The sequence below is a fragment of the Cupriavidus sp. LA-1 genome (assembly GCF_055385985.1).
On sequence record NZ_AP031387.1, the window covers coordinates 1,349,699 to 1,374,861 of the forward strand.

31 protein-coding genes are annotated in these 25,163 nt (G+C 65.5%); 21 read left to right on the forward strand and 10 right to left on the reverse strand.

Going from position 1 to position 25,163, the window contains the following annotated elements; genetic code table 11:
• Positions 1 to 54 precede the first annotated feature (54 nt).
• The gene (locus ACZ5MJ_RS06430) at positions 55 to 423 is read right to left on the reverse strand and encodes a hypothetical protein (protein ID WP_464223006.1); all 369 of its coding nucleotides are present in this window, start codon (positions 421 to 423) and stop codon (positions 55 to 57) included.
• Positions 424 to 792: 369 nt separating this feature from the next.
• On the opposite strand from ACZ5MJ_RS06430, the gene ACZ5MJ_RS06435 reads away from it, so the two are divergent.
• Positions 793 to 996 (forward strand): hypothetical protein, encoded by a 204-nt coding sequence (locus ACZ5MJ_RS06435; protein ID WP_464223007.1) that lies wholly within the window; start codon positions 793 to 795, stop codon positions 994 to 996.
• On the opposite strand, the gene ACZ5MJ_RS06440 is transcribed toward ACZ5MJ_RS06435, so the two are convergent.
• A complete protein-coding gene (locus tag ACZ5MJ_RS06440) occupies positions 980 to 1,621 on the reverse strand; it encodes a hypothetical protein (RefSeq protein ID WP_464223008.1) in 642 nt (213 codons plus the stop codon). The genes ACZ5MJ_RS06435 and ACZ5MJ_RS06440 overlap by 17 nt on opposite strands.
• Here ACZ5MJ_RS06440 and ACZ5MJ_RS06445 point away from each other — a divergent pair.
• The 3 genes from ACZ5MJ_RS06445 to ACZ5MJ_RS06455 all read left to right on the forward strand — a co-directional run bounded on the left by ACZ5MJ_RS06445 (position 1,608) and on the right by ACZ5MJ_RS06455 (position 3,843).
• Entirely contained in the window at positions 1,608 to 1,820 is a 213-nt protein-coding gene (locus tag ACZ5MJ_RS06445; protein ID WP_464223009.1) for a hypothetical protein, read from the forward strand. The genes ACZ5MJ_RS06440 and ACZ5MJ_RS06445 overlap by 14 nt on opposite strands.
• A gap of 194 nt (positions 1,821 to 2,014) precedes the next feature.
• The gene (locus ACZ5MJ_RS06450; RefSeq protein ID WP_464223010.1) at positions 2,015 to 2,758 is read left to right on the forward strand and encodes a phage tail tape measure C-terminal domain-containing protein; all 744 of its coding nucleotides are present in this window, start codon (positions 2,015 to 2,017) and stop codon (positions 2,756 to 2,758) included.
• 740 nt (positions 2,759 to 3,498) lie between these two features.
• Positions 3,499 to 3,843, forward strand: a complete 345-nt coding sequence (locus ACZ5MJ_RS06455; protein WP_464223011.1) for a hypothetical protein — start codon at positions 3,499 to 3,501, stop codon at positions 3,841 to 3,843.
• Positions 3,844 to 3,882: 39 nt separating this feature from the next.
• Here ACZ5MJ_RS06455 and ACZ5MJ_RS06460 read toward each other — a convergent pair whose 3' ends face one another.
• A complete protein-coding gene (locus tag ACZ5MJ_RS06460; protein WP_164704851.1) occupies positions 3,883 to 4,053 on the reverse strand; it encodes a hypothetical protein in 171 nt (56 codons plus the stop codon).
• 110 nt (positions 4,054 to 4,163) lie between these two features.
• Entirely contained in the window at positions 4,164 to 4,817 is a 654-nt protein-coding gene (lexA, locus tag ACZ5MJ_RS06465; RefSeq protein WP_013957143.1) for a transcriptional repressor LexA, read from the reverse strand.
• A 255-nt stretch (positions 4,818 to 5,072) separates the two neighbouring features.
• Between lexA and ACZ5MJ_RS06470 the strand changes: the two genes are divergently transcribed.
• The 8 genes from ACZ5MJ_RS06470 to ACZ5MJ_RS06505 all read left to right on the forward strand — a co-directional run bounded on the left by ACZ5MJ_RS06470 (position 5,073) and on the right by ACZ5MJ_RS06505 (position 11,101).
• A complete protein-coding gene (locus tag ACZ5MJ_RS06470; protein WP_464223012.1) occupies positions 5,073 to 6,065 on the forward strand; it encodes an asparaginase in 993 nt (330 codons plus the stop codon).
• Positions 6,066 to 6,183: 118 nt separating this feature from the next.
• Positions 6,184 to 6,558, forward strand: a complete 375-nt coding sequence (rpsF, locus tag ACZ5MJ_RS06475) for a 30S ribosomal protein S6 (protein ID WP_010809513.1) — start codon at positions 6,184 to 6,186, stop codon at positions 6,556 to 6,558.
• Positions 6,559 to 6,635: 77 nt separating this feature from the next.
• Entirely contained in the window at positions 6,636 to 6,935 is a 300-nt protein-coding gene (gene priB, locus ACZ5MJ_RS06480; protein ID WP_012353082.1) for a primosomal replication protein N, read from the forward strand.
• Positions 6,936 to 6,938: 3 nt separating this feature from the next.
• Positions 6,939 to 7,217 carry a 30S ribosomal protein S18 gene (gene rpsR / locus ACZ5MJ_RS06485; RefSeq protein ID WP_006163606.1) on the forward strand — a complete coding sequence of 93 codons (279 nt, stop codon included), beginning with the start codon at positions 6,939 to 6,941 and terminating at the stop codon, positions 7,215 to 7,217.
• 32 nt (positions 7,218 to 7,249) lie between these two features.
• On the forward strand, positions 7,250 to 7,702 hold the full coding sequence (gene rplI, locus ACZ5MJ_RS06490) for a 50S ribosomal protein L9 (protein WP_464223013.1): 453 nt from the start codon (positions 7,250 to 7,252) through the stop codon (positions 7,700 to 7,702).
• Positions 7,703 to 7,870: 168 nt separating this feature from the next.
• Positions 7,871 to 9,262 (forward strand): replicative DNA helicase, encoded by a 1,392-nt coding sequence (locus ACZ5MJ_RS06495; protein ID WP_013957138.1) that lies wholly within the window; start codon positions 7,871 to 7,873, stop codon positions 9,260 to 9,262.
• 191 nt (positions 9,263 to 9,453) lie between these two features.
• Positions 9,454 to 10,080 (forward strand): DUF47 domain-containing protein, encoded by a 627-nt coding sequence (locus tag ACZ5MJ_RS06500; RefSeq protein ID WP_018309174.1) that lies wholly within the window; start codon positions 9,454 to 9,456, stop codon positions 10,078 to 10,080.
• Between the two features lie 13 nt (positions 10,081 to 10,093).
• Complete coding sequence (locus tag ACZ5MJ_RS06505) at positions 10,094 to 11,101, forward strand: anion permease (protein ID WP_464223014.1); 1,008 nt, start codon at positions 10,094 to 10,096, stop codon at positions 11,099 to 11,101.
• 60 nt (positions 11,102 to 11,161) lie between these two features.
• Here ACZ5MJ_RS06505 and ACZ5MJ_RS06510 read toward each other — a convergent pair whose 3' ends face one another.
• The 5 genes from ACZ5MJ_RS06510 to ACZ5MJ_RS06530 form a co-directional block, all read right to left on the reverse strand.
• Positions 11,162 to 11,824: a C40 family peptidase gene (locus tag ACZ5MJ_RS06510; RefSeq protein ID WP_464223015.1), complete on the reverse strand. Its 663-nt coding sequence runs from the start codon at positions 11,822 to 11,824 to the stop codon at positions 11,162 to 11,164.
• A gap of 47 nt (positions 11,825 to 11,871) precedes the next feature.
• A complete protein-coding gene (locus ACZ5MJ_RS06515) occupies positions 11,872 to 12,369 on the reverse strand; it encodes a hypothetical protein (protein ID WP_464223016.1) in 498 nt (165 codons plus the stop codon).
• Between the two features lie 137 nt (positions 12,370 to 12,506).
• Positions 12,507 to 14,210, reverse strand: coding sequence for a PhoH family protein (locus ACZ5MJ_RS06520; RefSeq protein ID WP_115014083.1), 1,704 nt, complete (start codon positions 14,208 to 14,210; stop codon positions 12,507 to 12,509).
• Between the two features lie 428 nt (positions 14,211 to 14,638).
• On the reverse strand, positions 14,639 to 15,103 hold the full coding sequence (locus ACZ5MJ_RS06525; RefSeq protein WP_464223017.1) for a peroxiredoxin: 465 nt from the start codon (positions 15,101 to 15,103) through the stop codon (positions 14,639 to 14,641).
• A gap of 148 nt (positions 15,104 to 15,251) precedes the next feature.
• Positions 15,252 to 15,635 (reverse strand): Mth938-like domain-containing protein, encoded by a 384-nt coding sequence (locus tag ACZ5MJ_RS06530; RefSeq protein WP_464223018.1) that lies wholly within the window; start codon positions 15,633 to 15,635, stop codon positions 15,252 to 15,254.
• 332 nt (positions 15,636 to 15,967) lie between these two features.
• Here ACZ5MJ_RS06530 and ACZ5MJ_RS06535 point away from each other — a divergent pair, with 332 nt between their 5' ends.
• From ACZ5MJ_RS06535 to crcB, 7 genes are all read left to right on the forward strand, one after another.
• Complete coding sequence (locus ACZ5MJ_RS06535) at positions 15,968 to 17,203, forward strand: pyridoxal phosphate-dependent aminotransferase (RefSeq protein WP_464223019.1); 1,236 nt, start codon at positions 15,968 to 15,970, stop codon at positions 17,201 to 17,203.
• 48 nt (positions 17,204 to 17,251) lie between these two features.
• The gene (locus ACZ5MJ_RS06540) at positions 17,252 to 18,562 is read left to right on the forward strand and encodes a homoserine dehydrogenase (protein WP_464223020.1); all 1,311 of its coding nucleotides are present in this window, start codon (positions 17,252 to 17,254) and stop codon (positions 18,560 to 18,562) included.
• Positions 18,563 to 18,583: 21 nt separating this feature from the next.
• A complete protein-coding gene (thrC, locus tag ACZ5MJ_RS06545; RefSeq protein WP_464223021.1) occupies positions 18,584 to 20,029 on the forward strand; it encodes a threonine synthase in 1,446 nt (481 codons plus the stop codon).
• A 172-nt stretch (positions 20,030 to 20,201) separates the two neighbouring features.
• A complete protein-coding gene (locus ACZ5MJ_RS06550; RefSeq protein WP_464223022.1) occupies positions 20,202 to 21,440 on the forward strand; it encodes a molybdopterin molybdotransferase MoeA in 1,239 nt (412 codons plus the stop codon).
• Positions 21,441 to 21,472: 32 nt separating this feature from the next.
• Positions 21,473 to 21,730: a molybdopterin converting factor subunit 1 gene (moaD, locus tag ACZ5MJ_RS06555; RefSeq protein ID WP_464223023.1), complete on the forward strand. Its 258-nt coding sequence runs from the start codon at positions 21,473 to 21,475 to the stop codon at positions 21,728 to 21,730.
• Position 21,731: 1 nt separating this feature from the next.
• Positions 21,732 to 22,247 carry a molybdopterin synthase catalytic subunit MoaE gene (gene moaE, locus ACZ5MJ_RS06560; protein WP_464223024.1) on the forward strand — a complete coding sequence of 172 codons (516 nt, stop codon included), beginning with the start codon at positions 21,732 to 21,734 and terminating at the stop codon, positions 22,245 to 22,247.
• The gene (gene crcB / locus ACZ5MJ_RS06565; RefSeq protein WP_464223025.1) at positions 22,247 to 22,627 is read left to right on the forward strand and encodes a fluoride efflux transporter CrcB; all 381 of its coding nucleotides are present in this window, start codon (positions 22,247 to 22,249) and stop codon (positions 22,625 to 22,627) included. Before moaE ends, crcB begins: the two co-directional genes overlap by 1 nt.
• On the opposite strand, the gene ACZ5MJ_RS06570 is transcribed toward crcB, so the two are convergent.
• Positions 22,577 to 23,485, reverse strand: coding sequence for an alpha/beta fold hydrolase (locus tag ACZ5MJ_RS06570; RefSeq protein WP_464223026.1), 909 nt, complete (start codon positions 23,483 to 23,485; stop codon positions 22,577 to 22,579). The genes crcB and ACZ5MJ_RS06570 overlap by 51 nt on opposite strands.
• A gap of 241 nt (positions 23,486 to 23,726) precedes the next feature.
• Between ACZ5MJ_RS06570 and ACZ5MJ_RS06575 the strand changes: the two genes are divergently transcribed.
• Both ACZ5MJ_RS06575 and ACZ5MJ_RS06580 read left to right on the forward strand, forming a co-directional pair.
• Positions 23,727 to 24,371 carry a TetR/AcrR family transcriptional regulator gene (locus ACZ5MJ_RS06575; protein WP_464223027.1) on the forward strand — a complete coding sequence of 215 codons (645 nt, stop codon included), beginning with the start codon at positions 23,727 to 23,729 and terminating at the stop codon, positions 24,369 to 24,371.
• Entirely contained in the window at positions 24,368 to 25,159 is a 792-nt protein-coding gene (locus ACZ5MJ_RS06580; RefSeq protein WP_464223028.1) for an enoyl-CoA hydratase/isomerase family protein, read from the forward strand. Before ACZ5MJ_RS06575 ends, ACZ5MJ_RS06580 begins: the two co-directional genes overlap by 4 nt.
• The last annotated feature ends 4 nt before the right edge of the window (positions 25,160 to 25,163 follow it).

Here is a 25,163-nt window from a genome sequence, read left to right on the forward strand (position 1 = left end):
TCAAAGAGCTCGCCGACTTGCTAGGCCCCGACTTGGGTGCATCGCAATATTTCTTTACATCTCACCGCATGATTTTTTGGTGATCGATACTACGCTTAACCCTATTGCGATCGACAGCTGAAGGAGCAAAGCAATGAGTTGGCGTGAAATTGCAGCCATCACCTCCGGCTGGGTTGTTGTCTGCCTCTTTGCCGGGTGGGCGCTTGCAATTGCGGCGGACGCGATCAAATAGCCTCGGCTCGGGCGCTTCACCCCCACCAGCTTTTCGAAGTCGCGCGCTGCGGCCTGGTCCACGTCAATGCCGCCGATGCATTTCCAGGTCGCGATCATGTTGCCGACCTGCGAGGCGGCCTTCTTGAAGCCCTTGGCGCCGCCGCCGAGGCCGCAGCAGAAGCTGAAGGTTCTGTATTCGCGCCGGATCATGCTGCCACCTCGCTCAGCGGGACACGATTTCTTACAACTGGGGGAGGTGCCCGTCGGTATCCTTGCGGCAAATTTGCCAACTGCAAACGCAGGTCACCATGAAACCCCTTCTTGTGCTTACCGTCGCCACGGCAGCACTTCTTACCGGCTGTGCCGTTGTTCCCTACGATGATGGCTACTCCTACCAGGGCGGCTACTCGCGCCCATACTACGGTGGGTACTTCGATTGGAACGGCGGAGGTTACTACGGTGGCCACCGCGATTGGGACCGAGACTGGGACCGGGGCGAGAAGCGCAACTGGAGCCGCGGTTGGAACGACGGCGGCTACCGCGGCTGGAGCCGGGGCAGAGACCAAGGGGAGAATCGCGGTGAAAAGCGCGGGTGGAATCGCGGTGGTGACCGTGCAGAGAATCGCGGTTGGGGTCGCGGTGGCGACCGCGGGGAAGACCGAGGCAATGGCCGTGGTGGGAACCGCGGCGGCGACGGCGGTAGGGGCCGCGGCGGCGATCGTGGCAACGATTGACGCGCCAGAAGCGGAAAGTTCGTTCTTCTCGGTCATGCTTGATCCTTGATCGATGCGAGGAGAGAGGCCATCGGTCCGAACTTCACCCAGCGCGACAGCGGCTGGTGCGGGTGCTTCGCCGCGGCGCGCTTTAGTTCGTGCGCCAGCTTCTCGAGCTGGGCCAGTTGCAGCGTCATGACGGCGTGCGCTTGGCGGCTGATGGTCAGCGTCTCCTCCGCGTCGCAGGCGGCGCGCAATGGCCTGACCGGCGTGGTGGAGACCAGCCGGCGCAATGCCGAAGCGCTCGTGCGCACGGCAACGCAGACGATCAGCGCCCGGGCGCGCAAGCTGACCCGGGAGGCGAACGACCAGAGTTCACGCCCAGCACCAGGGCCAGCATGGACGGCCAGGTGGCGGCTGATCTGACGTTTGCCGACTTCCTCGCCAGGAAGGGCAACGCCTTCCAGAACGAGGTGCAGGGCAAGGGCGAGGCAGACCTGTGGCGCGCAGGCAAGATGACGCAGCAGCAGCTGCTTGACCAGCGTGGCAATCCGCTTACACTGGAGCGGTTGAGGGCCAAGTACCAGTGAGGTTGAAATGCTTCTGTTGACCGTTGAGGAGTGCTTGGCGACGAGAGAGGAGCCGCACTCAAACCGCTTCGTGAGCTCGCGCACGCGCACCGTGGCCTTCTCCACGCTGCTCGATTTGACCACAGCGCTGCGGCTCTTGAAGCGCTACAGCGACGTCTACAAGCAGAAGTACACCATGACCTCGATGGAATTTCGTCTGCTCGGCGTCTCGCAGATCGCGGACAACACCGACGAAATGGCATTGCGTGACCTCGGAGTCGAGACCATTGGGCCTGACTTCGCGGACCGCCTAGCCGACGCCTGATCTTCCAAAGCCCCACACAAGCTCGCTTCGGCGGGCTTTTTTGTTTCTACCGACACCTGCCTGGCTCTGCCTCGCGGGCGTTATTCATTGCCCAACGCGGTGGATGCCGCGGGGCGCATTGCGGCGGATGCTCCAAGGAAAGTCACCATGCCATTCAAGTACGACGAAGCCGGCAACATCGCAGTTCAGGAAGTGTGCGGCAACAAGCTCCCCGTGGCGCAACCCGCGCGCTGGAGAACTATCGGGACGCTGCAGCGAACGTCGCCGGTCAGGTCGAGGGTCTCTGCTCCAACGGATTCACCGCCATGGAAGACGCATTGGTCAACTTCGTGGTGAACGGCAAGCTGAGCTTCAAGGATTTCGCCAAATCCGTCATTGCCGACTTGGCTCGCATTCAAGCGCGGGCGGCGATCTCCGGACTGGTGCAAACGGGCATCAACTTCGCAGGAAGCTTGATTGGTCGGGCCATGCAGTCTTCCTATGGCGGCATCCAGGGCAGTACCGACATGGCTGGAACTCCAATTGACATGAGCACTCCTGTGGGGGTGCCAGTTCGCGCAAGTGGTGGGGTTGTCGAAGCCGGATTTCCCTATCTTGTTGGCGAGCGTGGCGGACGACCCGAACTGTTCGTGCCAGAGGCGCCTGGCCGCATTATTCCCGACAACATGCTCGGTGGCCGAGGTGGAGACGTGAACGTCAGCACCATCGTCTACCTGGGGGGGCGAAAGCCTCGGCGCGGTAGAGGCGCGATGGTTGCTGAATACGAGGCGCAACTACTGGTCGGCGGGCTCGGCCCGATAGGCGGACCAGTAGTAGTGGCTGTTCCGGTTGTGACGGGCCACTTTCTTCTCGATGAAGAGGCGGACGGTACCAAGGTGGCCTGCGTCAACCAGGACCTCATGGTGGCTGGGCGAGTCGTGCGTAGCCCGTGGCAGTGATTGAAGACCAGCGGCAATGTAGTGTCCCTGCACTTGCCCAAGAATGCCATTCGCTCCGGTCACCGGGTAGGTCTCGGAGGTTGCCGCTGGCAGGTGGCGGCGCGCTGCCAATTTGTTGTTTCCCATGCTCAATTCCGACCGGGAACGACGCGCACGCCTTCCCGAGAAACCTCGATCTGAGGTTGGTGGCCATGGGAGCGTAACAGTCGGACTTCGTCCCGGGCAGAAGCCGGGATGTTCTTCCGACAGGTCAGTGCGCCACTGCTGATATGGAAGGCGCCGCAGCTTGGGCAGGTGTAAAGATAGCCACGGGAAGCGGCGCGCGTTCGCTCGGCGGCAGCGCCGCAGATGGGGCAGTTTGCAGGTTCTGGCGACATGGCGGGACGTGGATGAATACTGTATGGATATACCGTATAGCTACCGTGTCGAAGCTACGGAATTGGCTCGCATGGGAAATTTAATGGTGTGGGGCATGCGGCACTAATTTGCGGTGTGCCGGTGGGAATACTCGATATATAATCCCCGACCTAGAGCCGTATGCGGGCTTCCAGTATTCCCACGAACTACCCGGGAACCCGCGCAGTTATTAGCTTGGGGGCTAAGATTGTGATTCCTGTCGTCGTGGGTTCGAGTCCTATCAGCCACCCCAAAGCATTCTTCAAAACGGCGCCTACCAAGGGCGCCGTTTTGCATTCCCCGGGGGTGTTATGTCTGTTCGAGCGGCAGTTCTTGGCGTAGCGATGGCAACGATGGTGGCAGGGTGCGCCAGCGGTACTTCTGACAAGGAGATTCGCGCGCGTGCGCCCATTCGCTTGTTCACGCCCGCCAAGATGGGCGATGTTGCGAAATGCCTTCGCAACAACCTGGGCGATGATGCCGCGGTCGTCAGCTATCCGGCAAAGAACCAGACTGAGATCCGCATCGGCCAGATTGCGTCTGGTGGTGAATACCAATACGCCTACCTGATTTCGCTGACCGCGAAGCCGGATGGTACGGCGCTGGAGTTGCGCAAGAGCGATACATGGTTCCCGCAACTGACACCGACGGAGCTGGAAGCCGAAACCAAGGCGTGCGCGCGTAGCTGAGGGCAGGGCCCCCAGCCGCGCGGAACGCGCCCGCGGATTTCAGGCGGCCAGCTTGTCGGCGGTTTCGAGTTCAAGCATACGGCAGATCGCCGCCATGCTGCCGACCATGGTGCGGCGCTGCGTACCCTGGTAGACGCGTACACCTTTGCTCTGGCGGAACGGCACGGGCTTGACCGGGCGACGGGCGGCGACGTTGTGGATTTGCGGCATGGTGGCACCTCTTTTAGGCAAAGCGGGGTCAACACCCGGCAAGCCGGGCGGCGTCTGCAAAGCGATGGAAGCGGGTGGGCCCGCGCAGGCGGATGGCCTGCGGTGCCCGGCTAGAAACCGGAAGATCGGATCAGCCCGACGGCGATGCCTTCCAGCGAGAACTCTTCGCCCGGCTCCACGATGATGTTGGTGAAGTCCGGGTTCTCTGCAATCAGTTCGATATGGCCACCGCGCCGCTGCAGGCGCTTGACGGTGACGTCATCGCCCAGGCGCGCCACCACGATCTTGCCGTTGGCGGCTTCGCTGGCGCGGCGCACCGCGAGCAGGTCGCCATCGAGGATGCCGGCGTCGCGCATGCTCAGGCCGCGCACGCGCAGCAGGTAGTCGGGGCGTTCGTCAAAGACCGAGGCGTCGACCTGGTACTGGCGGTCGATATGCTCGGCGGCCAGGATGGGGCTGCCCGCAGCCACGCGGCCCACCAGAGGCAGCGTCAGTTGCATCACGCCGGCCATCGGCAACGAGAACTGGTCAGGCATTTCCGAATCGCTGCGCGCCACCTTCAGGCGAATGCCACGCGAGGCGCCCGGCGTCAGTTCGATCACGCCCTTGCGAGCCAGCGCCCTCAGGTGTTCTTCGGCGGCATTGGGGGAGGAGAAGCCGAACTCCGCGGCGATTTCGGCGCGCGTGGGCGGGAAGCCGGTACGGCGGATCGTGTTGCGGATCAGATCGAAAATCTGCTGCTGCCGGGGTGTCAGGGTCGCCATGGGATCGCCGTTCCGTGCAGGGCCGCGGGGGATGTCGGGTCATGGATCTGGCGATCCTTTATCCTGCATCCGGCGGGCCAGGCACTGTATGTTTAAACAGTATGCTGTGATTTTATACAGTATCGGCCTGAGCGCAAGCAGAATTTTTGGGGCGGCTCGCATGGACCAGAGGCGCGTTGGCAGGGCCAGTCCGCGGCAAGGCGGGGCGCGCCCGCTACAATCGCCACTCATCGTTCCCTGTTCCTTGCGCTCCCCATGACCCAATTGCCTCGCATCGTCGTACTTGCCACCGGCGGCACCATTGCCGGAGCGGCCGGCAATCCCGCCAGCAGCGCCCGCTACCAGGCGGCGACCGTGCCGGTGTCGTCGTTGCTGGCGGCGGTGCCCGCGTTGCAGTCGGTGGCCCGGGTCGAAGCCGAGCAGGTGGCCCAGGTCGACAGCAAGGACATGACCTTTGCGCTCTGGCAAACGCTGGCGGCGCGGGTGCAGCACTGGTCGGCGCAGCCCGATGTCGCGGGCATCGTGATCACGCATGGCACGGACACGCTGGAAGAAACCGCGATGGCGCTGCACCTGACGCAATCTTGTCCGGTGCCCGTCGTGATGACGGCGGCGATGCGCCCGTCGACCTCGCTGTCGGCGGACGGGCCGCTGAACCTGCTGGATGCGGTGCGCGTGGCCGCCAACGCCGAGGCGCGCGGCAAGGGGGTGCTGGTGGTGCTGAACCAGCAGATCCACGCGGCACGGGATGTGGCCAAGGCCCATACGTCGGCGGTGGACGCTTTTGTCTCTGCCTGCGGGCCGCTGGGTTTCGTGCAGGACGACTATGTGCGCTTCGCCCGCGCGCCGCGCGCGGCCTGTACGATCGGGCCGATGCCCACGGCGTGGCCGGTGGTGGAAATCGTTGCGAGCTACGCCCAGCCGGGCAGGGTGGCCGTGGATGCGCTGGTGCAGGCGGGGGTTGCCGGGCTGGTGGTGGCGGCTGCCGGCAATGGCTCGGTGCACGAAGTGCTGGCCGGCGCGCTGGCCGATGCCGCGGCCGCCGGGGTGGCGGTGGTGCGCAGTTCGCGTACCGGTGCCGGCCATGTGTCGATTCCGCCTCAGCCCAGCCCCACCGACGGGCTGTTCGTTTCCGCCACGGACCTCAATCCCTATAAGGCACGCGTGCTGCTGGCCCTGGCGCTGGCTGCGGACCCGGGGCTGGCGCGCGATCCGGCGCGGCTGCAGGCGGTATTCGCCAACGCCTGATTTGCCTGTGTAATCATTGGCTTGCGCACTTGTCAGGATGCGGGCTATAATTTAAGGCTATTCAACCTTGCCACACCGGACTCGTGACGCCCGGGTGGCTAATCCAAAAGGAGCGTCAATGCGTCATTACGAAATCGTCTTCATCGTCCACCCGGACCAGAGCGAACAAGTGCCGGCCATGATCGAGCGCTACAAGCAGCTCGTGACCTCGCAGAACGGCAACGTTCACCGCGTGGAAGACTGGGGCCGTCGCCAGATGGCTTACATGATCCAGAAGCTGGCCAAGGCTCACTACGTTTGCCTGAACATCGAATGCGGCAAGGAAACGCTGGCTGAACTGGAACACGCGTTCAAGTTCAACGACGCCGTCCTGCGCCACCTGATCGTGCAGACCAAGAAGGCCGAGACCGCACCCTCGCCGATGATGAAGGAAGTGCAGCGCGAAGAAGCCCGCAAGGCCGCGCAAACGACCACCGAAGGCCAGGCCGCCTGAGTGCGGACTGCGGTGCGCGCCGTGGCTGACAGCGTCGGCCAGGGTCGCATGGATTGCAACCAGCAAGAGGCCCCGCGTTGAACCAGCTTCGGCTTGCCGCCACCCTGGCGGAACGCGATGCCCTGCGCTATACCCCGGCCGGGGTCCCCGTCGTGAACTGCATCCTGCAGTACAGCGGCGAGGCCGTCGAGGCGCAAACGCCGCGGCAGGTCGAGTTTGCAATCGCGGCGATGGGGATCGGCCAGGTTGGCCAGCGTCTGGAGCGGCTACCGCTCGGCACGCTGCTCGACTGCGAAGGATTCCTGGCTCGCAAGCACCGCAACAGCAAGGCTCTCGTCTTTCACATCACTGGATGTAAAGCATTCGAAAAGGATTGAATCATGGCATTCGTCAAACGTGACAACAAGAACAAGAAGCGCTTCCAGCAACAGAACCCGCTGTTCAAGCGCAAGCGCTTCTGCCGCTTCACCGTGGCTGGCGTGGAACAGATCGACTACAAGGATCTGGACACCCTGAAGGACTTCATCGGCGACAACGGCAAGATCACGCCGGCCCGCCTGACCGGCACCAAGGCTCACTATCAGCGTCAGCTGGATACGGCCATCAAGCGCGCGCGTTTCCTCGCGCTGATGCCGTACACCGACCTGCACAAGAACTGATCAGGCCCTAGGTCCGTCAAGGAGAGAACACGATGCAAATCATTCTGCTGGAAAAAGTCGTCAACCTGGGCAACCTCGGTGACATCGTCAAGGTGAAGGACGGTTACGCCCGTAACTTCCTGATCCCGGGCAAGAAGGCCCGCCGCGCCACGCAAACCGCGATCGCCGAATTCGAAGTCAAGCGCGCCGAGCTGGAAAAGGCCGCTGCCGAGAAGCTGGCCGCCGCGCAAGCCGAAGGCGAGAAGCTGAACGGCCTGACCGTCCAGATCACCCAGAAGTCGGGTGTGGACGGCCGCCTGTTCGGTTCGGTGACCAACGCCGACATCGCTGAAGCCCTGGCTGGCCAAGGCTACAAGCTGGAAAAGGCCCAGGTTCGCATGCCGAACGGCCCGCTGAAGATGGTGGGCGACCACCCGGTCAGCGTTGCACTGCACACGGACGTCGTGGTCGACGTGACCGTGTCGGTCGTGGGCGAAAGCGTCTAAGGACGTGCCGCCTCGCCGGCGCGCTGCGCCGGCTGAAGCACCGCAAGCACTGCAAGCAAAAAAGGCAGGAGCCCTAGCTCCTGCCTTTTTTGTTGCCCGCTTGTCTTTGCAGGCCCAGTCGCCAAATGTCCGGCGAAGTGCGTCCGCCCGCCGTTATAATCCCTCCCCATGAACGCGCCCGTCGCCGATCCCCAACTCGAGAACCTCAAGGTCCCGCCGCACTCCATCGAAGCCGAGCAATCGGTGCTGGGTGGCCTGCTGCTGGACAACGCCGCCTGGGACCGCATCGCGGATTTCATCTCCGAGGCGGATTTCTACCGTTTTGACCACCGGATGATCTTCCAGAGCATCGCCCGGCTGATCTCGGCCACCAAGCCGGCCGACGTGATCACGGTCTATGAGATGCTGCAGGTCGCCGGCAAGGCCGAGGAGGTAGGCGGCCTGGCGTACCTGAATTCGCTGGCGCAGAACACACCCAGCGCGGCCAATATCCGCCGCTACGCGGAGATCGTGCGTGAACGCTCGGTGCTGCGCAAGCTGGTGACGGCAGCTGACGATATCGCCTCGGCCGCGTTCGCGCCCAAGGGCCGCGAGGTGCGCGAGCTGCTCGACGAGGCCGAATCCAAGGTATTCGCGATTGCCGAAGAGGGCTCGCGTGGCCAGAAGGGATTCCAGGAAATCCAGCCGCTGCTGACCCAGGTGGTCGAGCGCATCGACGAGCTGTACCACCGCGATTCCACCACCGACGTCACGGGCGTGCCGACCGGCTTCATCGACCTGGACAAGATGACCAGTGGCATGCAGCCGGGCGACCTGGTCATCGTGGCCGGCCGCCCGTCGATGGGCAAGACGGCGTTCTCGCTGAACATCGGCGAGCACGTGGCGGTGGAGCAGGGCCTGCCGGTAGCCGTGTTCTCGATGGAAATGGCGGGCACCCAGCTGGCCATGCGTATGCTTGGCTCGGTCGGCCGCCTTGACCAGCACCGGTTGCGTACCGGCCGCCTGCTGGATGAGGACTGGCCGCGGCTGACGCATGCGATCCAGCGCATGAACGACACGCAGCTGTTTATCGACGAAACGCCGGCGCTGAACCCGATGGAGCTCCGTGCCCGTTCGCGGCGCCTGGCGCGCCAGTGCGGGCAGCTTGGCCTGATCATCATCGATTACCTCCAGCTGATGTCGGGTTCCGGCGGCGGCGAGAACCGCGCCACGGAAATCTCCGAAATTTCCCGTTCGCTCAAGGGCCTGGCCAAGGAACTGAACTGCCCGGTGATCGCCCTGTCGCAGCTGAACCGAAGCCTGGAACAGCGGCCCAACAAGCGGCCGGTCATGTCCGATTTGCGCGAATCCGGCGCTATCGAACAGGATGCCGACGTGATCCTGTTCATCTACCGCGACGAAGTCTATAACGCGGATTCGCAGGACAAGGGCACCGCCGAGATCATTATCGGCAAGCAGCGTAACGGGCCGATCGGCACGGTGCGCCTGACCTTCCTCGGCCAGTTCACGAAGTTCGACAACTTCAGCGGCGGCCCGGCTTTCTTCGACAACGACACCTGACGAAGTCAAGCCAGCCTGCAATAGTCGGTGCTGCGCCGTCTCGTTTGTGCCGAATTCGCGGGCAATGTCCCTGTAACCCTGTAAAATATTGCGCTTTGATGACAGCCGCCACCAGCGGCTGTCATCAGACGCGTCCGCTCAATCCAGCAACACAATCCGCAGCGCCAGATCGCTGCCACAAGGAACATTCCATGTTCGGCCGATTCATGCCCACGGAGGGCAAGTTCTTCGAATATTTCAACCAGCACGCCGACTGCGCGGTGACCGCCGCCCATGAGCTTCAGGCACTGGTCAACGACCTGCCCAACGCCGAGGCCCATGCCCGCCGTGTCCAGGCCACCGAAAAGAAGGCCGACCGGATCACGCACGACACCATCGACCTGCTGCACAAGACCTTCATCACGCCGCTGGACCGCGACGAGATCCACAAGCTCATCACGACCATGGACGACATCCTGGACCTGATGGAAGACGTGGCCGAGACCATCTCGCTGTACGACGTGACCAACCTGACCGACGAGGCCCTGCGCCTGGCGGCCATCTGCGTGCAGTGCTGCGACCAGGTCAAGATCGCGGTGGGCCTGCTCGAGGACATGGGCAACGCCAGCGCCATCCTGAAGACCGCGCAGCAGATCGACCAGCTTGAATCGGAAGCCGACCGCGTGATGCGATCGGCGATGTCCAAGCTGTTCCGCGACGAGACCGATGTCAAGCGCCTGATCAAGCTGAAGGCCATCTACGAACAGCTCGAGACGATCACCGACAAGTGCGAGGACGTCGCCAACATCATCGAAGGCATCGTCCTGGAAAACGCCTGAGGCGGCAATCGGCATGCAGACCATACAAATGAGCCTGTGGGTGATCGCCCTGCTGGTGGCGCTCGCGCTGCTGTTCGACTTCATGAACGGCTTCCACGACGCGGCCAACTCGATTGCCACGGTAGTGTCCACTGGCGTGCTCAAGCCGCACCATGCGGTGGCGATGGCGGCAATGTGCAACGTCGTCGCGATTTTTATTTTCCACCTGAAGGTGGCCGCGACCGTCGGGACCGGCACCATCGATGTCGCGATCGTCGACCATTACGTAATTTTCGGGGCCCTGGTCGGGGCCATCGCCTGGAACGTCATCACCTGGTACTACGGCATCCCGTCGTCGTCGTCGCACGCGCTGATCGGCGGGCTGGTGGGCTCGGCCGTGGCCAAGTCCGGTACCGGTGCGCTGGTCGGCAGCGGCCTGCTGAAGACCGTGGCCTTTATCCTGATCTCGCCGCTGCTGGGCTTCATCCTCGGTTCGATGATGATGGTGATCGTGGGCTGGACCTTCTTCCGCACGCCGCCGTCGCGCGTGGACCGCTGGTTCCGCCGGCTGCAGCTGATCTCGGCTTCGATGTACAGCCTGGGCCATGGCGGCAATGACGCGCAGAAGACCATCGGCATCATCTGGATGCTGCTGATCGCCAGCGGCCACGTGGTAGCCGGCGGCCAGCCGCCGACCTGGGTGATCGTCAGCTGCTACGTGGCCATCGGCATGGGCACGCTGTTCGGCGGCTGGCGCATCGTGCGCACCATGGGCCAGAAGATCACCAAGCTCAAACCGGTCGGCGGATTCTGTGCCGAGACGGGCGGGGCCATGACGCTGTTCTTTGCCTCGGCGCTGGGCGTGCCGGTATCGACCACGCATACCATCACCGGTGCCATCGTCGGCGTCGGCTCGGCGCAGAAGATGTCGGCGGTGCGCTGGGGCGTGGCTGGCAATATCGTCTGGGCCTGGGTGCTGACGATTCCGGCATCGGCCTTCATGGCGGCGATCGCATGGTGGATCGGGCGGCATATCCTGTAACGCAGGAGCAACCGTGCCAAGCAAAAAGCCAGGCCGTGCCTGGCTTTTTGTTTGGGCGCTTCACTGGTTGGCGAAGGCCGCGATGGGGTCGTCGTCGGCCGGGACCGGGGCAGGGGCCGGCTCGGGCGCGGGTGCGGCAGCCGGAGGCTGGGCCGGCGCCGGCGGCTGATTGACAGCCGCCACCACGCGGCGCGCGCCGTTGTAGCGCGAGGCCCAGTAGGGCTTGCCCATGTCCTCCAGCCGGACCGTGCCGCCGGAAGAAGGCGCATGGACAAAGCGGTTCTGTCCGACGTAGATACCCACGTGCGAATTGGCGTGGCCGGTGGTGTTGAAGAACACCAGGTCGCCGGACGCGACCTCGCTGCGGTCCAGCGAACTGCCGCGGGTGCCCATCGCCTCGGTGGTGCGCGGCAGGTTCACGCTGGCCGCGCGTGATACCACGTAGCGCACCAGGCCGCTGCAGTCGAAGCCGGAATCCGGCGTGTTTCCGCCGTAGCGATAGGGCGTGCCCACCAGCGACATGGCCTGGATCGAAATTTCTTCCAGCCCGGCGCTGGGGTCGACCATGGGCTTGCCCGGCGTGCGCGGCAAGCCGGCGTAGCGCGAAGGCGGGGAACTGGCACAGGCCGCCAGCAGCAGGGCGGTGGCGCACAGTAGCGGCAGCCGCGCCCGGGCAAGCGGGCGCGGCGGATGGGAAGCAAGACGGGTACGGCGCAATGGCATCCTGAGTTTCCGGTCGCCGGCCTGCCGGCGCACCGGAAGCCTTGCCGCTACCAGCGTAGCTGGGCGTTGCGCGTACCGGTGCTGACCTTGATGGACTTGGCCTGGCCCTTGTAACTGGCCTCGATATTGTAGCTGCCTTCGGGCACACGTATCAGGCAGCGCGGGCCGGCGGCGCGGAAGGTGGCGATTTCCTGTTCGTCGCGCACCAGCTTGACCTCCACGTCGGACAGGAATTCACCGTTCGCACCTTGCGTGAACTGGATGCCGATATTGAAGTCCTTCTCTTTCGCGGCGAGCGCCTGGCGTTCGTCCTCGGCCACGCCGCCGCAGACGTAGCTGACCGGGCCCATGGTGCGGATCACCATTTCGTCGGCGGCGGCATGAGCCGGGTGCCAGCTGGCGGCCAGCGCCATGCTGGCCGCGGCCAGCATGGCCAGCGCAAGTCGCTGCCTGGGATGGCCTCGGGCAATGGCGGTGCCGGCGCCGGTGACGGTGCGACAGCGGGCGGCAGGTGCATGCCTGCCGGGCAGATCCTGGAAATTCATCGACGCCTCCAGTCGGGATGCGGGACAACGGCAAACACGGGGCCATCATAGCCCCAAAGTGCTTGCTGTTGACGACAGCGCCAGAAGACAACGGGCGCGTCCCGCCATTGGCAGGGCGCGCCCGCGCGCTGCCGGTGTCAGAGCACGTCGCCGGCGTGGTCGGCCAGGCGCGAGCGTTCGCCGCGCGCCAGCGTGATATGGCCGCTGTGGCTCCAGCCCTTGAAGCGGTCGACCACGTAGGTCAGGCCCGATGACCCCTCGGTCAGGTAAGGCGTGTCGATCTGCGCGATATTGCCCAGGCAGATGATCTTGGTGCCGGGGCCGGCGCGCGTCACCAGCGTCTTCATCTGCTTGGGCGTGAGGTTCTGCGCCTCGTCGATGATGACGAACTTGTTGACGAAGGTGCGGCCGCGCATGAAGTTCATGCTCTTGACCTTGATGCGCGAGCGGATCAGCTCCTGCGTGGCGGCGCGGCCCCAGTCGCCGGCGCTGTCGTCGCTCTTCTGCAGTACCTCGAGGTTGTCGTCGAACGCGCCCATCCACGGCTGCATCTTCTCTTCCTCGGTGCCGGGCAGGAAGCCGATGTCCTCGCCCACCGGCACGGTGGCGCGGGTGACGATGATCTCGTTGTACTGCTTCTGGTCCAGCACCTGCTCCAGGCCAGCGGCCAGCGCCAGCAGGGTCTTGCCGGTACCGGCCTGCCCAAGCAGCGTGACGAAGTCGATGTCCGGGTTCATCAGCAGGTTCAGGGCGAAGTTCTGCTCGCGGTTGCGGGCGGTCACGCTCCACACATTGTTCTTGTGGTGCGTGTAGTCCTTGAGCGTCTGCAGCAGCGCGGTCTTGCCGTTGATCTCCTTGACCTGCGCGTACAGCGGCAGGCTGCCGTCGACCGGCTCGAGGTAGACGAACTGGTTGACCAGGAAAGACGGCACCAGCGGACCGGTGAGCCGGTAGAACATGGCCCCGGACTTGGGGTCCTGCCAGCTTTCCACGCCCTTGCCGTGCTTGGCCCAGAAGTCGCCGGGCAACTGCATCACGCCGGCGTAGAGCAGGTCCTTGTCTTCCAGGACCTGGTCGTTGAAGTAGTCCTCGGCCGGCAGGCCCAGTGCGCGCGCCTTGATGCGCATGTTGATGTCTTTCGACACCAGCACCACCTGGCGCTCCGGGTATTGCTGCTGCAGCGCGCTGACCACGCCCAGGATCTGGTTGTCGGCCTTGCCCTGCGGCAGGCCTTCAGGCAGCTTGATGTCGTTCAGCCGCGTCTGGAAGAACAGCTTGCCCTGCGCGTCGCGGTTGCCCAGCTTGGCCAGCGGCAGGCCCTCGTCGAGCACGCCGTCGGTGCCGCCCACCAGCGAATCGAGCGTGCGGCTGACCATGCGCGCGTTGCGCGCGACTTCGCTCATGCCCTTCTTGTGGTTGTCCAGTTCTTCGAGCGTCATCATCGGCAGATAGATGTCGTGTTCCTCGAAGCGGAAGAGCGAGGCCGGGTCGTGCATCAGCACGTTGGTGTCGAGCACGAACAGCTTGCTCGGGCCTTCGGACTTGCGGGCGCGGCGCGTGGGGCCGGTGGAGGGTTTGACCAGGCTGACCGGCGCGGAGCTGACCGCGGGCGTCGATACGGCCGGGGTTTCGGTGCTGCGGGCGCGGGTGCCACCGGCGGCGCGGGCCTGGACTTCGGGCACCTCGGTGTCGCCGGTTTCCAGCAATGCCACACGCTCGAGCGCCGGCACAGGTTTCTTGCCCTGTGTGGCGGCTTTGGCCTTGGGCACCGCGGAGACCGGAGCAAACTCGCTCGGATCCAGCAATTGGGCAGGCTTGGCGGGCATGGTAGGCAGCGGCATGCTTGGCTTTCCTTTCAGGGGGACAAGAAGGGGGCGAGGGAGTCCGTGCCGCGCCGCCGCGAACCGTCAGGGATCGCGTGGCGGACCATGGCCGGGGCATGCATGCGCGAGGCGCCCGGCGCGGACAGGAATGAGGACAGACGCGGCTGCAAACAAAAAAGCCGCCATGCCTGCAGAACAGGGTTGGCGGCTGGGATCCGGCGGCTCTTTTGGCAGACTGCCGACACGGCAGGTCCGCTACCGGCCTGTGGCGAGAACCGCCTGGGCCGGGGAGTCGAAACAGCGTGGCATCCGGAATCTGAACTCATTACGGGCCAATGTATCCGAAGGTTTTGGGTTTGGCAATTGGGTTTGCCAACGGCTTGTTGCAACACAGCACGTCCGGGTTGCGGTCCGTGCTGCGGCGGCGCCGGTACCCATGCGATACCTCAGATCCCGCGCACGATTTCCAGGACGTCGTCGACATGGTTCGGCACCTTGATGCCGCGCAGCTCGTGCCGCAGGATGCCCTTGCCGTCGATGATGAAGGTGCTGCGCTCGATGCCGCGGTGCTCCTTGCCATAAAGCTTTTTCATCTTGATGACATCGAACAATGCGCACACGGCTTCGTCGGCATCGGAGATCAGCTCGAAGGGCAGTTCGAGCTTGGTCTTGAAGTTCTCGTGCGAGCGCATGCTGTCGCGCGAGATGCCGAACACCTGCACGCCGGCCTTCAGGAAATCCGCGTACTGGTCGCGGAAGTTCATGGCCTCTGTGGTGCAGCCCGGCGTGTTGTCCTTCGGGTAGAAGTACAGCACCACCGTCTTGCCGCGGTAGTCGGCAAGGCGGAAGGTGGCATCGCCGGTCATCGGCGCGCTGAAGTCGGGGATGGCCTTGTTGAGACTGACGGTCATGCTTGGGGCTCCTTGGAGGAGGGGCAGGGGGATCGGTGAGATCGCTGGATTCGGGAGAGGGTGCTGCCGCCTCAGCGCGAGCAGATTGGGGCGCCTGCCCGGACTTCAAGCGTGGCGCCGGCTCAACTTTTGCCGGGATGCTCCTGCCTCAGGCGGCTTCGGGCTCGAGCAGCAGCACCGCCGCCACCTTGCGGCCCTCGGCCATCAGGATGTTGTAGGTGCGGCAGGCGGCCTGCATGTCCATGGCGTCCACCCCGACATGGCGGCGCGACAGCGACGCGGTCAGGCGCGGGTGCGGAAAGCGCAGCCGCGAGCCGGTGCCGAGCAGCACCACCTCGGGGCCGAGTTCGGCCAGTTGCTCGAAATGCGCCGGTTCCAGGTCTTCGAAGCGGCTGACCGGCCAGGGCCGGACTTCGCCCTCGGGCATGACCAGGATCGAGGTGGTGTGGCGGACTAGGTTGATTTCGATATACCCCGGCCCATAGGCCGTGACGGTATTGAGCGACTGGGGCTGGTCGGCGTGGAGTTTCACTTGGAAGTCTCTGCGGCGGCCGCCGCGGGCTGGCAGGCGCGTTCCTGGGGCGGATGGCCGGCGGCCCGGGCGGGCGGTGGATGGGCGACAGCCCGCAGGCGGCTGCGGTGCGCGCGGGTAGCGCACGCTGCAATGCAAGAATCCCTGCCGAAGTCTGTCATAATCCGATAAATTATAGCTTTTGCCTCCCTGTCTGCCACGTTCGCGTTGCATTGCAGCGGACGACGCCTCCGCGCGGGGCTTCCGCACGGGGCTTCGGCATTAATTCAGATTCGCCCAGATTCCCTGTCCGGTGCCGCCGACGCGGCACGCTACGCTCGCCCGACATCGCCGTGAAACCCATCCAGAAATCCAACAAACTCAATAACGTTTGCTACGACATCCGCGGGCCGGTGCTGGAAAAGGCCAAGCAGATGGAGGAAGAAGGGCACAAGATCATCAAGCTGAATATCGGCAACCTGGCCGTGTTCGGCTTTGACGCGCCGGAAGAGATTCAGCAGGACATGATGCGAAACCTGCCGAATTCGGCAGGTTATTCTGATTCCAAGGGTATTTTCGCCGCGCGCAAGGCGATCATGCACTATACCCAGCAAAAAAATATCGAAGGCGTTGGCCTGGACGATATTTATGTGGGCAACGGTGCCTCCGAGCTGATCGTGATGGCGGTCAACGCGCTGCTCAATACCGGCGACGAAGTGCTGGTGCCGGCGCCCGACTACCCGCTGTGGACCGCCGCCGTGAGCCTCTCGGGCGGCACGCCGGTGCACTATATCTGCGACGAGTCCAACGAGTGGATGCCCGATCCGGCCGATATCCGCGCCCGCATCACGCCGCATACCAAGGCCATCGTCATCATCAACCCGAACAACCCCACCGGGGCGCTGTATTCGGACGAGCTGCTGCTCGAGATCGTCGCCATCGCGCGCGAGCATGGCCTGATCATTTTTGCCGACGAGATCTACGACAAGGTCCTGTACGACGGCAACACCCACACGTCGATCGCCTCGCTGTCGACCGATGTGCTGACCGTGACCTTCAACGGCCTGTCGAAGAACTACCGCTCGTGCGGCTACCGCTCGGGCTGGATGGTGGTGTCGGGCGACAAGCGTCCGGCCATCGACTATATCGAAGGCCTGAACATGCTGTCGTCGATGCGCCTGTGCGCCAACGTGCCGGGCCAGTGGGCGATCCAGACCGCGCTGGGCGGCTACCAGAGCATCAACGACCTGGTCGCCGAAGGCGGGCGCCTGCGCCGCCAGCGCGACCTGGCCTACGAGCTGATCACCGCGATCCCGGGCGTCACCTGCGTCAAGCCCAAGGCGGCGCTGTACCTGTTCCCCAAGCTCGACCTGTCGATGTACCCGGTGCAGGACGACCAGGAGTTCATCTATGAACTGCTGCAGGAGTCCAAGGTCCTGCTGGTGCAGGGCTCGGGCTTCAACTGGGCCAGTCCCGACCATTTCCGTATCGTGTTCCTGCCGCACGAGGAAGACCTGCGCGAGGCCATCAGCCGCATCGCGCGTTTCCTCGAGGCGTACCGGAAACGCCACGGCAAGGCAGCGGCCTGAATCGCGGGCCGCACCGCAACTCATCCTTAGCAACTCAGAAGATTGTCCATGAACCCCATCAAAGTTGGCCTGCTCGGCATCGGTACCGTCGGTAGCGGCACGTTCAACGTGCTCAAGCGCAATCAGGAAGAAATTCGTCGCCGCGCCGGCCGCGGCATCGAGATTGCCGTGGTGGCCGATCTCAACACCGAACGCGCGCGCGAACTGACCAACGGGGAAGTGGAGATCGTCAGCGACGCCAACGAGGTGGTCAACCGCCCCGACATCGATATCGTCATCGAGCTGATCGGCGGCTATGGCATCGCGCGCGAGCTGGTGCTCAAGGCCATCGAGAACGGCAAGCACGTGGTCACCGCCAACAAGGCGCTGCTGGCCGTGCACGGCAACGAGATCTTCGAAGCAGCGCGCAGGAAGGGCGTGATCGTCGCCTTCGAGGCCGCGGTGGCCGGCGGCATCCCCATCATCAAGGCGCTGCGCGAAGGCCTGACCGCCAACCGCATCCAGTGGATCGCCGGCATCATCAACGGCACCACCAACTTCATCCTGTCCGAGATGCGCGACAAGGGCCTGGATTTCGACGTGGTCCTGAAGGAAGCGCAGCAGCTGGGCTACGCCGAGGCCGACCCGACCTTCGACATCGAGGGCGTCGACGCCGCGCACAAGGTCACGCTGATGAGCGCGATCGCCTTCGGCATGCCGGTGCAGTTCGACAAGGCGCACGTGGAAGGCATCACCAAGCTGTCCGCCACCGACATCAAGTACGCCGAGGAGCTGGGCTACCGCATCAAGCTGCTGGGCATCACCCGCCGCCGCGACGACGGCGTCGAGCTGCGCGTGCATCCGACGCTGGTGCCGGCCGCGCGCCTGATCGCCAACGTGGAAGGCGCGATGAACGCCGTGCTGGTGCAGGGCGACGCCGTGGGCGCCACGCTCTACTACGGCAAGGGCGCCGGCGCCGAGCCGACCGCCTCGGCCGTGATCGCCGACCTGGTCGACGTGACCCGCCTGCATACCGCCGACCCCAACCATCGCGTGCCGCACCTGGCGTTCCAGCCCGACGAGCTGTCGAGCGTGCCGGTGCTGCCGATCGAGGAGATCAACAGCTCGTACTACCTGCGCATGCGCGTGGCGGACGAGACCGGCGTGTTGGCCGAGATCACCCGCATCCTGGCCGAGGGCGGCATCTCGATCGATGCCATGCTGCAGAAGGAATCGCGTGAAGGCGAGCCGCAGACCGACATCATCATCCTGACCCACATCACGCGCGAGAAGCACGTCAACGCGGCCATCGCCAGGATCGAGGCGCTGCCGACCGTGCTGTCCGCGGTGACGCGCCTGCGCATGGAAGAACTGAACTAAGGGCCGGACCTGCCGATTCACATGAAATACCAGTCGACCCGCGGCCATGAGATGCCGCAATCGTTTTCCGAGATCCTGCTGGGCGGCCTGGCGCCGGACGGCGGCCTGTACCTGCCCGCGCAGTACCCGCAAGTCACCGCGGATGAACTCGAAGCCTGGCGCAAGCTGTCGTATGCCGACCTGGCCTACGAGATCCTGCGCAAGTTCTGCGACGACATTCCCGCCGAGGACCTGCGCGCGCTGACGCGCAAGACCTATACGCCCGAGGTGTACTGCAACGCGCGCGCCGGCGACAACACCGCCGACATCACGCCGCTGCGCACGCTGGGCGAAGAGGGCGGCACCAGGCTGCAACTGCTGGGCCTGTCCAACGGCCCGACGCTGGCCTTCAAGGACATGGCGATGCAGCTGCTCGGCAACCTGTTCGAGTACGCGCTGGGCCGCGCCGGGCAGGAGCTGAACATCCTGGGCGCAACCTCCGGCGATACCGGCAGCGCCGCGGAATACGCCATGCGCGGCAAGCGCGGCATCCGCGTGTTCATGCTGAGCCCGCACCGCAAGATGAGCGCATTCCAGACCGCGCAGATGTTCAGCCTGCAGGACGCCAATATCTTCAACCTTGCGGTCGATGGCGTGTTCGACGACTGCCAGGATATCGTCAAGGCAGTCTCCAACGACCTGGAGTACAAGGCGCGCCAGAAGATCGGCACGGTCAACTCGATCAACTGGGCGCGCGTGGTGGCCCAGGTGGTGTACTACTTCAAGGGCTGGCTGCTGGCGACGGATGGCCCGGGCCAGAAGGTGTCGTTCTGCGTGCCGTCGGGCAATTTCGGCAATGTCTGCGCCGGCCATATCGCGCGCATGATGGGCCTGCCGATCGACAAGCTGGTGGTGGCCACGAACGAGAACGACGTGCTCGACGAGTTCTTCCGCACCGGCGCCTACCGCGTGCGCAAGTCGGCCGAGACGTACCACACCTCCAGCCCGAGCATGGATATCTCCAAGGCCTCGAACTTCGAGCGCTTTGTGTTCGACCTGCTGGGGCAGGATGCGAGCAAGCTGGTGGCGCTGTTCCGCGACGTGGAAGAGAAGGGCGGCTTCGACCTGTCGGGCACGCCGGAATTCGACCGCATCCGCCAGTTCGGCTTTGTCTCGGGCCGCAGCACGCACGAGGACCGGCTGGCCACCATCCGCGACCTGTCGTCGCGCTACGGCATCACCATCGATACCCACACCGCCGATGGCGTCAAGGTGGCGCGCGAGCATCTCAGCGCCGGCGTGCCGATGGTGGTGCTGGAAACCGCGCTGCCCGCCAAGTTTGCCGACACCATCCGCGAAGCGCTCGGCCACGAGCCGGAGCGCCCGGCCAGGTTCGAGGGCATCGAGAGCCTGCCGCAGCGCTTTGAAGTGATGCCGGCCGACGCCGCGCAGGTCAAGGCCTATATCGCCGGCCACACCGGCCTGTAAGCGCGCCGGCACGAACCCGGCTGCGGCGCTGCCGCATGCCGGGCCCGCGCCAACTCGCTACAATCAGGCTGCGGGCCCGATCTTCGGCCCCCGGATTGCCTGCCGCCAGCATGCTGCGCGGCGGCAATGCGCGGGCCGTTTTTCATGGGCCAACCCTTTCCCACATCGCACCATGACCCAAGCCGCAGCACCTTCCCGCCCCCCGATGCTGACCATGGCCCAGGCGCTCGACGCGCTGCTCGGCGCCGCCCGACCGCTGGCGCAGGTGGAGTCGGTCGATACGCTCGACGCCAACGGCCGCGTGCTGTCCGCGCCCGTGACCAGTTCGCTGCGCGTGCCGCCGGCCGACAATACCTCGATGGATGGCTATGCCATGCGCGCCGCCGATGTGCCCGCTGCCGGCACGCGTCTGCGCGTGTCGCAACGGATTCCCGCCGGCCATGTCGGCACGGCGCTGGAAGCCGGCACCGCCGCGCGCATCTTCACCGGCGGGCTGATCCCGCCTGGTGCCGATGCCGTGGTGATGCAGGAACAATGCGCCGCCGAGGGCGAGGACGTGATCGTCAACCATGTGCCGCAAGCCGGCGAATGGGTTCGGCGCGCGGGCGAGGATATCGAGGCCGGCAGCGTGATCCTTCCGCCCGGCACGCGGCTGACGCCGCAGGCGCTGGGGCTGGCCGCATCGGTCGGGCAGGCGAAGCTGGATGTGGTACGGCGCGTGCGCGTGGCCGTGTTCTTTACCGGCGATGAGCTGGCGATGCCGGGCGAGCCGCTCAGGCCGGGCGCCATCTACAACTCCAACCGATTCACGCTGCGCGGCCTGCTGGAAAACCTGGGCTGCGAGGTGAGCGACTTCGGCATCGTGCCCGATACGCTGGCTGCCACGCGCGAGACGCTGCGCCGCGCGGCGCAGGGCCATGACCTGATCATTACCTCGGGCGGGGTCTCGGTCGGCGAGGAAGACCATATCAAGCCCGCGGTCGAGGCCGAAGGACGGCTCGACATGTGGCAGATCGCGATCAAGCCGGGCAAGCCGCTGGCGTTCGGGCAGGTCGACAAGGGTGGCGAGCCGGCGTTCTTCCTGGGTTTGCCGGGCAACCCGGTGTCCAGCTTCGTGACCTTCCTGCTGTTCGTGCGCCCGTTCATCCTGCGCCTGCAGGGCGTGGCCGACGTGACGCCGCGGCGCCTGCCGCTGCGCGCGGATTTCGAACTGAACAAGGGCGACCGCCGCAATGAGTTCCTGCGCGCGCGCATCAATGCCGGGGGTGGCCTGGATTTGTTCCCCAACCAGAGCTCGGGCGTGCTGACCTCCACCGTCTGGGGCGACGGCCTGATCGACAATCCGCCCAACCAGGCGATCGCGCGCGGCGATACCGTGCAGTTCATTCCGTTTGACGGCCTGCTCGCATAGCCGGCCCGTATTACCTGGACACAGAAGCTGTGATGATCATCGAACTCCGATTCTTTGCCAGCGTGCGCGAGCAGCTGGGTGTGACCGAAGAGCGCGCCGAGGTGCCGGCGCAGGTGCGCACCGTGGGCGAGCTGCGCCAGTGGCTGCGCCAGCGCGGCGGCGCCTGGGCCGAGACCCTGGCCGAAGGCCGCGCGCTGCGCATGGCCGTCGACCATGCGGTGGCGCGCGCCGATACGGCCGTTGCCGATGGCTGCGAAGTCGCGTTTTTCCCGCCAGTGACCGGAGGCTGAGATGAGCGTCAGGGTGCAGCGTGAGGATTTCGATCTCGGCGCGGAAGTCGCGGCGCTGCGTGCCGGCAATCCGGCGGTCGGCGCGGTCGCCAGCTTTATCGGCACCGTGCGCGACGTCAGCGACGGCAGCGCGGTCAGCGCGATGGAGCTGGAGCACTATCCGGGCATGACCGAGAAGGCGCTGGCGCAGATCGAGGCGGCCGCGTGCGCACGCTGGGCGCTGCTGGGGGTGACCATCATCCACCGCGTGGGCCCGCTGCAGCCGCTGGACCAGATCGTGCTGGTCGCGGTGGCATCGGCCCACCGCGGCAACGCCTTTGCCGCGTGCGAGTTCATCATGGACTACCTCAAGTCCGAAGCGCCGTTCTGGAAGAAGGAAGACACCCCGGACGGCGCGCGCTGGGTCGATGCCCGCGTGACCGACGAATCCGCGCTCAAGCGCTGGGGGATCACGTCGTTCAATGCCAGCGGGGACGATGCGCAGCCCGAGGCGGATGCCGACGGGAGCCAGCCCTGATGGGGCCGCTCGGCTTTGTCGCCGTGGGCGTGGGCGCCGCGGCGGGTGCCTGGCTGCGCTGGGGCTTTGCGGTGCTGTGGAATGCGATCAATCCCGCGCTTCCCTACGGCACGCTGGCGGCCAACCTGCTGGGCGGCTACCTGATCGGCCTGGCGGTCGGCTTCTTCGATACGCACGCCAGCCTGCCGCCGGAATGGCGCCTGCTGGCCATCACCGGCTTCCTGGGCGGCCTGACCACGTTCTCGACCTTTTCCAGCGAGGTGCTGGCGAACCTGCTTGCCGGCGACTACGGCTGGGCGGCGATGCACTTGCTGCTGCACCTGGGCGGCTCATTGCTGCTGACCGCGTTCGGGCTCTGGACCTACCGCTTGCTGGCCTGATCCCGCCTGCCGGACCAGGGCCAGCAGCGCGGCATTGAAGGCCGGCGCCTGCTCCATATGCGGGCTATGGCCGGTGCCGGCGACCACGCTGAACCCTGCGGCCGGGTGCAGGGCGTGGGTCGCTATGCCGACTGACGGCGCATAAAGCCGGCTGGCCTCGCCATACAGGTGGAACAAGGGCAGGCGGGCCAGGCGCAGGGCGTCGCGGAAATCCTGCCGCGCCATGTCTTCCCACAACGCGGCCAGGGCTGCCGCGTCGCACTGGTCCGCCATGTGCGCGATGCGCTGCATTGCCGCACCTTCCGGACGCCGTCCCACGGCCCACAATCCCAATGCGACTGACGGCGCCAGCCGCGCCCAGTCGGCCCGGATGCGCGCCGCCATCTGCGCGGCCTGCGCCACGTCGTAGTGTCCGTGCAGCCCATGCGGCCAGTCCGGGCCCGTGACCAGCCTGGGCGTCATGTCGATGCTGCCGACCGCCGACAGGGGCAGCGCCGGGTGGTCGCGCAGCAGCGCCCATGCCACCATCGCCCCCATCGACCAGCCCGCCACCACGACATCGGTCAGCCCAAGGTGCGCGACCAGTGCGGCCACGTCCCGCGCCAGCGCCGCGATCGTGGTGCCGTCGCGCAGCCGCGACAGGCCATGGCCGGCATGGTCGGGCGCGATCACGCGGAATCCCGCCAGCGCCAGCGCGCGCTGGCCGTAAAAGGCTTCGCCATTGACGGACCAGCCATGCAGCAACAGCAGCGGCCGTCCCTGGCCGGTTTCACGCCAGCCAGGCAAATCGCCGTGCGCCTGATGGCAGGCGAATTCCGGGGCAGCAGGGCTGGCAGGCGCCGAATCGGGAGCGTCCAACGGCGGGTTTCTCCTGGCAGGAGGGTAAAGGGAAGCGGCCTGAATGCCACCGGGTGAGGGTGCCCCTCTATTGACATCCACCGTGCTCAATTTATACGATGAAACATGAATCAGATATCAGGTTTTGCCTGAGTGTCGATTCAGGGCGACGGCAGGGGCGGAGGAGGCGCCTGCCGCCGTCGGCAGCACATGAAGCGGCTGGCATTCCAATGACAAGGCGCGCAGCGCCACCGGAGACAAGATGTCCCCCATCCAGACTGGCGAGACTGACGCAGCCGACGCCACCGGCCCGGCCGGCGGCATCTGCCCGCCCAAGACCGCGCGCGGGCAGAAGACCCGCGAAGCGCTGCTGCGCGCCGCGGAGAAGGTGTTCGGCGAGAAAGGCTACTACGCCGCATCGATCTCCGAGATCACGCAGGAAGCCAAGGTCGCGATGGGCACCTTCTACCTGTATTTCAAGGACAAGGAAGACATCTTCCGCGCGCTGGTCGCGCATATGCTGGACCTGGTGCGCGCGCACCTGCGCAAGCACGTCGCCGCCGCCGAAACCCAGATGGACGCCGAGCGCCTGGGCCTGAAGGCGTTTCTCTCTTTCGTTTCGCGCCACAAGAACCTGTACCGCATCGTGCTGGATTCGTACTCGGTGGACGAGACCATCTACAGCAGCTACTTCCAGGTATTTGCCGAGCTCTACAGCCGGCGCCTGACCCGCGCCGAAGAGCAGGGCGAGATCGTGCCCGGCGATGCCGAGGTGCGCGCCTGGTGCCTGATCGGCATCAGCAACTTCCTGGGCATGCGCTACTCGCGCTGGAAGCGCCCGCCTTCGATGGAGAAGGTGGTCGATACCGCCTTCGACCTGATTGCGCACGGCCTGCAGCCGCGATGAGCGCCTACGCTGAGCCCCTGGTGCAGTGGGAGCGCGCCGATGGCGTGGCGCTGGTGCGCCTGAACCGGCCGCGGCGGCACAACAGCCTGGTGCCAGAGTTGCTGGAAGCGCTGCTGGCCGCGCTGGACGAGATCGACGCCGACGCCGCGATCCATGCCGTGGTGCTGACGCATGCCGGAAGGAATTTCTCCACCGGCGGCGATGTCGCGGCATTTGCCGCGCAGGGTGACGCGATAGCCAGCTACGCCGACCGGCTGCTGGCCGTGCTGAACCGTTCGATCCTGCGCCTGGCGGCGCTGCGCTGCCCGGTGGTGGCCGCGGTGGAGGGCTGGCTGACAGGCGGCTCGCTTGGCCTGGTGCTGGCGTGCGACATGGCGGTGCTGGCGCGGGATGCGCGCATCGCACCGTATTACACAGTCGTGGGCTTCAGCCCCGACGGCGGCTGGACCGCGATGCTGCCGCAGCTGATCGGCACGCCGCGGGCGCGCGCGTGGCAGCTGAACAATACGATCGTTACCGCGCCGGAGGCGGCGGCGCTCGGGCTGGCGACCGCGCTGGCCGCACCGGGTTTGGCCGAAGCCGAGGCCGTGACGCTGGCGCGCGGCGTGACGCGCAAGGTGCCGGGCAGCGTCGCCCGCACGCGCGCGCTGTTGCGCTGGGACCCCCACACCCTGGCGGCCGGGCTTGAGCGCGAGCGCGCGGCCTTTGTCGCACAGATCGCCAGCACCGAGACTGCCGAAGGCATCCGGCGCTTCCTGGCGGAACGCGCGCGAGAACAGGCCGTCTAGCATT

Coding starts and splice junctions, on each gene's coding strand:
- ACZ5MJ_RS06430 (WP_464223006.1), bottom strand. CDS start 423: ATGATCCGGCGCGAATACAGAACCTTCAGCTTCTGCTGCGGCCTCGGC.
- ACZ5MJ_RS06455 (WP_464223011.1), top strand. CDS start 3,499: ATGGCAACGATGGTGGCAGGGTGCGCCAGCGGTACTTCTGACAAGGAG.
- ACZ5MJ_RS06460 (WP_164704851.1), bottom strand. CDS start 4,053: ATGCCGCAAATCCACAACGTCGCCGCCCGTCGCCCGGTCAAGCCCGTG.
- lexA (WP_013957143.1), bottom strand. CDS start 4,817: ATGGCGACCCTGACACCCCGGCAGCAGCAGATTTTCGATCTGATCCGC.
- ACZ5MJ_RS06470 (WP_464223012.1), top strand. CDS start 5,073: ATGACCCAATTGCCTCGCATCGTCGTACTTGCCACCGGCGGCACCATT.
- rpsF (WP_010809513.1), top strand. CDS start 6,184: ATGCGTCATTACGAAATCGTCTTCATCGTCCACCCGGACCAGAGCGAA.
- rpsR (WP_006163606.1), top strand. CDS start 6,939: ATGGCATTCGTCAAACGTGACAACAAGAACAAGAAGCGCTTCCAGCAA.
- rplI (WP_464223013.1), top strand. CDS start 7,250: ATGCAAATCATTCTGCTGGAAAAAGTCGTCAACCTGGGCAACCTCGGT.
- ACZ5MJ_RS06495 (WP_013957138.1), top strand. CDS start 7,871: ATGAACGCGCCCGTCGCCGATCCCCAACTCGAGAACCTCAAGGTCCCG.
- ACZ5MJ_RS06500 (WP_018309174.1), top strand. CDS start 9,454: ATGTTCGGCCGATTCATGCCCACGGAGGGCAAGTTCTTCGAATATTTC.
- ACZ5MJ_RS06505 (WP_464223014.1), top strand. CDS start 10,094: ATGCAGACCATACAAATGAGCCTGTGGGTGATCGCCCTGCTGGTGGCG.
- ACZ5MJ_RS06510 (WP_464223015.1), bottom strand. CDS start 11,824: ATGCCATTGCGCCGTACCCGTCTTGCTTCCCATCCGCCGCGCCCGCTT.
- ACZ5MJ_RS06515 (WP_464223016.1), bottom strand. CDS start 12,369: ATGAATTTCCAGGATCTGCCCGGCAGGCATGCACCTGCCGCCCGCTGT.
- ACZ5MJ_RS06520 (WP_115014083.1), bottom strand. CDS start 14,210: ATGCCGCTGCCTACCATGCCCGCCAAGCCTGCCCAATTGCTGGATCCG.
- ACZ5MJ_RS06525 (WP_464223017.1), bottom strand. CDS start 15,103: ATGACCGTCAGTCTCAACAAGGCCATCCCCGACTTCAGCGCGCCGATG.
- ACZ5MJ_RS06540 (WP_464223020.1), top strand. CDS start 17,252: ATGAACCCCATCAAAGTTGGCCTGCTCGGCATCGGTACCGTCGGTAGC.
- thrC (WP_464223021.1), top strand. CDS start 18,584: ATGAAATACCAGTCGACCCGCGGCCATGAGATGCCGCAATCGTTTTCC.
- ACZ5MJ_RS06550 (WP_464223022.1), top strand. CDS start 20,202: ATGACCCAAGCCGCAGCACCTTCCCGCCCCCCGATGCTGACCATGGCC.
- moaD (WP_464223023.1), top strand. CDS start 21,473: ATGATCATCGAACTCCGATTCTTTGCCAGCGTGCGCGAGCAGCTGGGT.
- moaE (WP_464223024.1), top strand. CDS start 21,732: ATGAGCGTCAGGGTGCAGCGTGAGGATTTCGATCTCGGCGCGGAAGTC.
- crcB (WP_464223025.1), top strand. CDS start 22,247: ATGGGGCCGCTCGGCTTTGTCGCCGTGGGCGTGGGCGCCGCGGCGGGT.
- ACZ5MJ_RS06575 (WP_464223027.1), top strand. CDS start 23,727: ATGTCCCCCATCCAGACTGGCGAGACTGACGCAGCCGACGCCACCGGC.
- ACZ5MJ_RS06580 (WP_464223028.1), top strand. CDS start 24,368: ATGAGCGCCTACGCTGAGCCCCTGGTGCAGTGGGAGCGCGCCGATGGC.